The sequence below is a fragment of the Coleofasciculus sp. B1-GNL1-01 genome (genome assembly GCF_040220235.1).
Classification (GTDB): Bacteria; Cyanobacteriota; Cyanobacteriia; order Cyanobacteriales; family Coleofasciculaceae; genus Coleofasciculus.
The window spans coordinates 1-7,880 of sequence record NZ_JAVJTO010000150.1 but is presented as its reverse complement, the minus strand read 5'-3'; the positions used below and the strand labels follow the sequence as shown (position 1 = coordinate 7,880).

6 protein-coding genes are annotated in these 7,880 nt (G+C 44.9%); 1 reads left to right on the top strand and 5 read right to left on the bottom strand.

All coding sequences use genetic code 11. The features are described 5' to 3' along the window. Positions 1-408 precede the first annotated feature (408 nt). The 3 genes from rnc to RID53_RS33235 form a co-directional block, all read right to left on the bottom strand. A complete protein-coding gene (rnc, locus tag RID53_RS33245) occupies positions 409-1,578 on the bottom strand; it encodes a ribonuclease III (protein WP_446392162.1) in 1,170 nt (389 codons plus the stop codon). A gap of 169 nt (positions 1,579-1,747) precedes the next feature. Next, complete coding sequence (locus RID53_RS33240) at positions 1,748-2,653, bottom strand: heme-dependent oxidative N-demethylase family protein (RefSeq protein WP_446392161.1); 906 nt, start codon at positions 2,651-2,653, stop codon at positions 1,748-1,750. 383 nt (positions 2,654-3,036) lie between these two features. Continuing rightward, positions 3,037-3,591 carry a peroxiredoxin gene (locus RID53_RS33235; protein WP_446392160.1) on the bottom strand — a complete coding sequence of 185 codons (555 nt, stop codon included), beginning with the start codon at positions 3,589-3,591 and terminating at the stop codon, positions 3,037-3,039. Between the two features lie 1,174 nt (positions 3,592-4,765). Between RID53_RS33235 and ppsA the strand changes: the two genes are divergently transcribed. Then, complete coding sequence (gene ppsA / locus RID53_RS33230) at positions 4,766-7,267, top strand: phosphoenolpyruvate synthase (RefSeq protein WP_446392159.1); 2,502 nt, start codon at positions 4,766-4,768, stop codon at positions 7,265-7,267. Positions 7,268-7,419: 152 nt separating this feature from the next. On the opposite strand, the gene RID53_RS33225 is transcribed toward ppsA, so the two are convergent. Beyond that, positions 7,420-7,722 carry a transposase gene (locus RID53_RS33225; protein WP_446392158.1) on the bottom strand — a complete coding sequence of 101 codons (303 nt, stop codon included), beginning with the start codon at positions 7,720-7,722 and terminating at the stop codon, positions 7,420-7,422. Between the two features lie 46 nt (positions 7,723-7,768). Continuing rightward, positions 7,769-7,880 (bottom strand): transposase (locus tag RID53_RS33220; RefSeq protein WP_446373407.1); only part of this gene is annotated, 112 nt, incomplete at its 5' end.

The following is a 7,880-nucleotide window of genomic DNA, read 5'->3' as shown; positions in this document are numbered from 1 at the left end:
ATGTTGACCCTCTGTCGAGGTAAAATTTGGTGCTGTTGTCGGCGAAAATTCCAGGATGCAAGACGGTTATAGTGTAAAAACCTGGCACTTGTTGGGTCGAAAAATGGCTGGAAACCCTTATCTGGTCTACCTTACACGCTTATGCAGCAAGCCCTAATTAGACGATTTTCAAGAAAGTATGCCACCTATCATTCGCTTCATTGCTCCATTTCCCTCATCAATTGCATGATCCAATAAAAATGGGATTAGGTTTCTCTGAAGTAGTCCGACAAAAGTAAACGGTGCGCTGCGGCAACTTTTGCAAAAGTCAGCGATCGTTGAAAGCACACCGAAATGTCTTAAAATCTAGTCATTTCAAAGAGTTTAAGCTATGTGTCTTATTTCTTGGACTAGGTGGGTCACACAGGTTTATTCAACTTCAACTTTTTTAAGCGCTGCTTCAGCCGCACGTTTTTCAGCATCTTGTTTACGGCGACCTGTTCCGACACCGTAGACTTTACCTTTTACGCGAACTTCAGCCGTGAATTCCTTGGCATGATCGAGTCCAGACTCATCGATAATAAAATATTCCGGGTTTTCGACAAAGTTGGCTAGCGCCCATTCCTGAAATCGACCTTTGGAGTCCACGAGAATACTATTATCTAGAGTTGTTTCAGTGGAACAGAGGTCTCTAATTGCAGAACTCAACAAAGGTTCAATAAAGGTGATAACTGCATCAATACCTGAATCGAGAAAGTAAGCACCAACAACGGCTTCAAACGTATCGCTGAGCAACGATAAATTTCTGCGTCCTCCTTCTTTTATAGCACCATTGCCTAACCTCATTTTTTTAGCTAAATCTAGTTCTTTTGCAAATATTGCTAACTGTTGTCCTTCAACTAATTTAGATCGCAGACGTGTAAGTTGAGATTCGTTCATCTTCATCGCTGGATCATAATTATAGAGAAATGCACCACTAATAAAATTCAGTACAGCATCACCAAGAAACTCTAGACGTTCGTTGTCTTCACCTGCACTAGGATTCTCATTAATGTATGAACGGTGGGTGAGGGCACGATCGAGAAGAGAACGATCACGGAAGGAAGGAAGTTTTGATTTTTCTTCATCTAATCTTTCTATGATGTGGGATTCATCAGCAATATCAATTAGACTCTGACTTACCCCACCTTGTTGAGCGAAAATTATGACTTTCTTCCCTTTATTTTTCAAGACATGACCTAGACTGGTAAAGTCACCATCTCCTGATGCGATAATGAAGATATTAGCTGAGGCATTACTATAGGCTTCTTCAATACAATCAACTATTAGTTGGTTGTCTACGCTGTTCTTGGCAAAGGAGGGAACGTTAATTCTTTGAAAACCAATACCACTTAAAAACTTGGCATATTTTTTATTTTCTCGCTGCCAATTGGAATAGGCTTTTTGACAAATTACATCACCTTGTTCCTTGGCAAAGGTTTGCAAAAACTCGGCTCTTTCTTGGCTAACTTTAACATTTTGGCAATCCCAGTAAAGTGATACTAGAGGAGATGAATTATTTGTGGTACTGCTTGTAAAAGTATTATTACTTTTCGCCATATTAATACATTAAACTTGACAAAAACGAACTATTAAACCAATTTGTTGAATTGAAAATTATTTATTTTTAGTTTTTGAAGGTTAAATCATTTAGTAATATGGCTGTTTTCAATAAATTGTGTGTGAACGTAAAAGTCTTTGAAAAACTTGTCCAACCCAGGCTGCCATTTTACAAAGGCTTGAAACTAGCTATATCCTCAAGATACCCCAAAAGCACTTCCTGAATTGGCAGTAAGTTTTTATAATTCTGCATCTCCAGGGGCATTTGCTGGATAGTTTCCATTAAATTATGAGCCATCTGGGGATTATCTTCAAGCACTCGCAAAGGATACACGTAGGTACGCACGGTAAATAGAATGTCACCACTCTGGGTTAACCGTCTTAATGTCTGACGTTCAATTCTCAAAAACAACTTATCCCCAGCGTTTTGGCAATTTATCCTTTTCTCCCAACCTGGTTTTGCGTTTTCTGGAGGAAAGAAGAGTTCGGGAGATTCCACAATACTCCAATTTAATCGCCAAACCGGATGATTGGATTTGAGGCGATTGAACACACTATCTACAGGATGCGCCAGCTTTTCAGAATATCCCGGAACCGGGGCGTGGATTTGAGTCAGGGGACATCCCAACTTTTCTCGCAGTCGCCAACGCAAGGGGAAACAGAGGGAGGCGGCGACTAAACGATACCCTTGAGGCGATCGCTCCATTAAGAGTAAATCCTCTTGTACCAGACGCCCAGCTAAATCCAGAGGGGCTGACTCGAAGTCAGGGATATGCCAGACTTGATGGGTTGCGATCGCTTCAATCGTTTGACCCTGGCGGCGATAATGTTGGGGAAAGTGTTTCAGCAGATGATCCAGCAGTAACTCTAAAACCTCCTGCTGACTGGCTTCGGTTCCGGGGAGACTGGCAAATACCTCTGAATGTCGAGTTTTGAGCAGCGTATCTTTTTGTGACAAATACTTGACAAACTGGTCATCAATTTCAATCCAGTCTTGAGGATCAAGGGCTTTGAGACTCATGCTCATTTGCCACTGTCCCTCGGCAAAGGGTAGATATAGGGGTTGGCGGATCATATCATAGGTTGTGAAGAAAGCCTCATGGGTTCAGTTATGGGCGACCCAAGCTAATTAAATGGACTGGAAGTGTGCATTGATGCAAGCGGGCATTGGTGTCAACTTAAGCTCAACCCCTCACCCCCAGCCCCTCTCCCACGCCGGGGAGAGGGGAGCAAGAAGGAAGGTATTTCTCGATGTGATGCCAGAAGCTTCTTTATTCCCCTTCTCCATCAAACAAAAGCGAAGCATCCTTTGTCATCCCCCCTCCTCGTAGGGGGGAACGAGGGGGGTGGGAGAAGGGGTTAGGGGATGAGGGTGAAAAGCTTGCCAGTCGTGCTTTTGGCGCTTAAGTTGACACGGATGTCGCCCCTACAAGTTTCTGATGGGGTAATGGATGATGCTTATGTCACCGATCGCAACTCATCTAAATGTGCCAGTACCTCTGTACTGTGAATCGCGGGTCGAACGCCGAGAAATATCTCCCGCAAGATACCATCGGGATCAATGAGATAAGTATGACGTAGGGAGACAAAGCCCATCCAAGACCCATACGCCCGACTCACTGACCCATCTATATCTGCCAAAAGGGGAAACTTCAACCCCTCTGAGTCGCAAAAATCGGCATGGGAGTCCACATCATCCGCACTCACTCCCACAATTTGGGCATTTCTCTCTATATATTTGGGCAAATCTTGCTGAAAGCGACGAGCCTCTAGCGTGCAACCTGAGGTGAAATCCTTGGGATAAAAGTACAAAACCACCCATTTTCCTCGGTAATCGGAGAGTGATACCTCCCCATCCCCACTATTGGTCGGTAGCGTAAACTCTGGTGCAGGCTCGTTTAAGGGCGGTTGTTTCCCGCCGAGAGCAGAGGCGGCGGGAGTGACGTTTAACCAAGCCAAGCAAGCCAGACAACTTGCCAAGAGAATGCTCACAAGGGTGCGACGAGAAATCATGATCGATACAGTGTGTTTGTTTTACAGAAGTTTACAATCCCAATTTAGATCTTGTCAGATTCTGGGATTGCGCTATCATGTCTAGCAAGGCAATAGTCGTCGGAGGTCAATATCCCTTCGTAAATCAGTCTGAGAGCCACGTCTGGGTGCAGGGGAGCCAAGAAAATTTAGAGACAGACACGCTCCTGACCGCATTGGCTGGTATGAGGATGAGTCCAATGGAAAGGGAATTTAGAGATGTTCACATTACAATTCGTGCTGATCGCGCTTTGGAGGACACGACAGTCTCATACTCTTACCCGGGGAAGTGACAAAAAAAAGCCTATAGCTATTTTCAGCATCAACCCCTAATCCCCTCAACACCATTGTTTTAACTATCCAAAATTTTTAGGGACGTTTGGATGAAGACAATCCGCTAGACTGAGCATATAAATTCCCTAGTTTAATTATAGTGACTTTGTTTCGATAAACACAAAGATATTACGGATAGATAGACAATATTTGATACTTCTATCTGGGGATCATTGAAAAATAGAAGACATCGAAAGAAACAATGTATAACCAGCAGCGCTATCATTTGGGTTACCCCCCTAATAAACAATATCTAGGTTGTTAATATCCCTAGGGTTGGGTGGCTTTAGTGCTGATTGAAATTAGGGATTACGGCTTGTCTATTTCTAAATAGTCTGCTATGGTAGAACTGTTCTGAAATAAAGGACGTAACCGAATTACTCGCTCTCCTAATAAGTAAGTAACTATTCTAAGGAGAACGCCAGAAGAAGTTTGCAAGGCTACAAACCCGCCAAAGCGCGACAAAGTGCGGATCGATCAAGTGTGGATTGAGCTATCTATTTCCTAATTCAACGCCTTAAGTCAAAACCCAAAGGATTGATAAACATGAATTAAATTTATCCAGACTATAAGGATGGGGAATGATAGTATATCGGATGGCTTTAACTCGAAAATTGAGTAGAGTGTTAGATTAGCGGCGGCGATTATAACAACTGTAGTCAGAGTTGCCCAAAAGAAATGTGTAAATCGCTACGAATTTAATTGTGAGGTATGGTTCTATAAAAAACAGCCGAATCCTAAAGAAAATATTACCTAAAGGAATTTTTTCGGCTGAGTATCGGTAAACTAAAATACTGAAACCAAGAGTAGGAGGAAATGCTTAATGGTTGCAGCTACTGAAACAACATCATCTCAATCGTCCAAAGAACAAGCTCTCATTCTGTGGTTTGAAGAGGTAGGAATTGTCGATGTTCCCTTGGTGGGTGGTAAAAACGCCTCCCTAGGTGAAATGATCCGACAACTGACCGCTAAGGGCGTCAGAGTTCCCACCGGATTCGCTACAACGGCTTATGCATACCGTTACTTCATTAAGGAAGCAGGTTTAGAAGAAAAGCTACGCGAACTGTTTTCTGACCTCGATGTCGAGGATATGAATAACCTGCGCGTCCGGGGTAAGCAAGCGCGGTCTTTGATTCTCAATACACCGTTCCCAGAAGACCTGCGAGCCGCGATCGCAGAATCTTATCTGAAGCTGTGTGAACGGTATGGCGTCACCGCTGAGTTTTGCGATCGGTTCGAGCCGGAATACCAAGAAGAGTGCAAGGAGAAAAGCCAAGCTGTTGACGTAGCTGTTCGTTCATCCGCTACGGCGGAAGACTTGCCTGATGCCAGTTTCGCGGGTCAGCAAGAAACCTATTTGAACGTTTACGGTGTCCTAGACGTTTTAGACGCTTGCCATCGTTGCTTTGCCTCCATTTTTACTGACCGAGCCATCTCCTATCGGACTGTCAAAGGATTTGATCACTTTGATGTCGCCCTGTCGGTTGGTGTGCAGAAAATGGTGCGCTCTGACTTAGCCTCCTCTGGTGTCATGTTCTCTATTGACACAGAAACAGGCTTCAAGAATGCCGCCCTAGTTACCGCCGCCTATGGTTTGGGCGAAAACGTTGTTCAAGGTGCTGTCAACCCCGACGAATACTTTGTCTTCAAACCAACGCTTAAGGACGGGTATCGCCCGATTCTAGAAAAGCGCTTGGGAAGCAAAGAAATCAAGATGATTTATGACATCGGGGGTACGAAGCTGACCAAGAACGTACCCGTGTCAGAGCCTGAGCAAGTCAAATACGCGATCAACGACGAAGAAATTCTGCAACTGGCTCGCTGGGGTTGTATTATTGAAGACCACTACTCCGAAGTCCGGGGTGTCTACACTCCCATGGACATTGAGTGGGCAAAAGACGGTGAAACAGGTGAACTGTACATCGTCCAAGCTCGTCCAGAAACCGTTCAATCCCAGAAGTCAAAGAGCGTCCTTAAGAGCTATCAGCTTAAAGGAACCTCTGAGGTGGCGGTTACCGGTCGCGCCGTTGGCGAAATGATTGGTCAAGGTAAAGCCAAAGTCATTCTGGATGTTCACAAGATTGATGAATTTGAACCCGGTGAAGTCTTAGTCACCAACAAGACTGACCCTGACTGGGAACCAATCATGAAGCGGGCATCAGCCATTGTCACCAACCAAGGTGGACGTACCTGCCACGCGGCAATTATTGCTCGTGAGATGGGTATCCCAGCGATTGTGGGTTGTGGTGATGCCACAGGTGTGCTTAAGAGTGGGCAAGAGGTTACCGTTTCCTGCTCTGAAGGGGAAGAAGGACGGGTTTACGAAGGGCTTGTACCCTTTGAAGTCCAAGAAACCCAACTGGAAAACCTACCCACAACTCGCACCAAGATTTTGATGAACGTGGGCAACCCAGAAGAAGCCTTTGGTTTGGCGGCAATCCCCTGTGATGGTGTGGGATTAGCCCGCTTAGAGTTCATCATCGCCAATCATATTAAGGCGCACCCCTTGGCACTGCTGAACTTCGATAAGCTCGAAGATGCCACCGTCAAGCGGGAAGTCTACAAAATGACCTACCTCTACGAACGTAAGGCTGACTTCTTCGTAGACAAGTTGGCGCGGGGTGTGGCGATGATTGCAGCGGCATTCTATCCCAACCCGGTTGTGTTACGGATGTCTGACTTCAAGAGTAACGAATATGCCAACCTCCTCGGCGGTCAACAGTTTGAGCCGAAGGAAGAAAACCCAATGATTGGCTGGCGTGGTGCGTCTCGTTACTACGATGAAAACTATGCCGAAGCGTATGGGTTAGAGTGTCAAGCGATCAAGCGAGTTCGGGATGAAATGGGGTTAACGAACGTGATCCCCATGGTTCCCTTCTGCCGTACCCCCGATGAAGGGCGCAAGGTGCTGGCAGAAATGGAGAAATACGGCTTGAAGCGTGGCGAAAATGGACTGCAAGTCTATGTGATGTGCGAGATTCCCAGCAACGTGATCTTGGCTGACCAGTTCAGTGAAGTGTTTGATGGGTTCTCCATTGGTTCCAATGACCTGACTCAGTTAACCTTAGGTCTAGACCGCGACTCCGGTTTAGTGGCTCACATCTTTGATGAGCGCAACGACGGGGTTAAGGAAATGGTGCGGATGGTGATTGAGAAGGCGAAGAAGAATGGTCGTAAGATTGGTATCTGCGGTCAAGCGCCGAGTGACTATCCTGAGTTTGCCAAGTTCTTGGTTGAGTTGGGGATTGACTCAATGAGTTTGAACCCTGACTCGGTGATGAAGACACTATTGATGGTGGCTGAAGTTGAAGAACAACAAGGCTAAGTCTTGAGTGTTTAGCGTCTGCGTCCCTGATGGGGCGTAGACTTGAAAAAGAGCGATCGCATTTCCGGTGGGAGGTGCGATCGCTGTTTTATAAATTCCTAGGTTAGAGTAGCAACAGTGTCTCCCAAGTATAGCGCTTCGCGCTCGTCTATTTACAAATACTGGAAGGCTGAGTCTGCTGCTTTATGAATATTAAAGTCATGTTTTGGCAACTCCTTTCTAATTGCTGTTTTGACTTTGTGCCACCAATGTTCAATTGGGTTCAAGTCAGGAGAGTAGGTAGGTAAAAACAGCAATTCACACCCGGCTTTTTCAATTAATTCTCTAATTTTACGGGAGTTATGGAAAGGGGCATTATCCATAATAATTACCTGCCCAGCTTCCACCTCTGGCAATAAACATTTTTCTAACCATGTCTCAATTACCTTGGCTGTACAATATCCTTCATATACCATCGGGGCGAAAAAATTACGGCTCTTTCAGACTAACTATGATAAATTACTAGCCAAAATACCAATTAAGCAGAACCCTTCTTCTAAAATTATCAAAATTATTTAACCCATAACCTCTTCTTTTAATTAGCTTAATTTTTTGATTAATTCCCTCCACTGTC

Excerpts from the sequence above, each read along its gene's own strand:
- RID53_RS33225 (WP_446392158.1), bottom strand. The coding sequence starts at position 7,722 with ATGGTATATGAAGGATATTGTACAGCCAAGGTAATTGAGACATGGTTA.
- ppsA (WP_446392159.1), top strand. The coding sequence starts at position 4,766 with ATGGTTGCAGCTACTGAAACAACATCATCTCAATCGTCCAAAGAACAA.
- RID53_RS33240 (WP_446392161.1), bottom strand. The coding sequence starts at position 2,653 with ATGATCCGCCAACCCCTATATCTACCCTTTGCCGAGGGACAGTGGCAA.
- rnc (WP_446392162.1), bottom strand. The coding sequence starts at position 1,578 with ATGGCGAAAAGTAATAATACTTTTACAAGCAGTACCACAAATAATTCA.
- RID53_RS33235 (WP_446392160.1), bottom strand. The coding sequence starts at position 3,591 with ATGATTTCTCGTCGCACCCTTGTGAGCATTCTCTTGGCAAGTTGTCTG.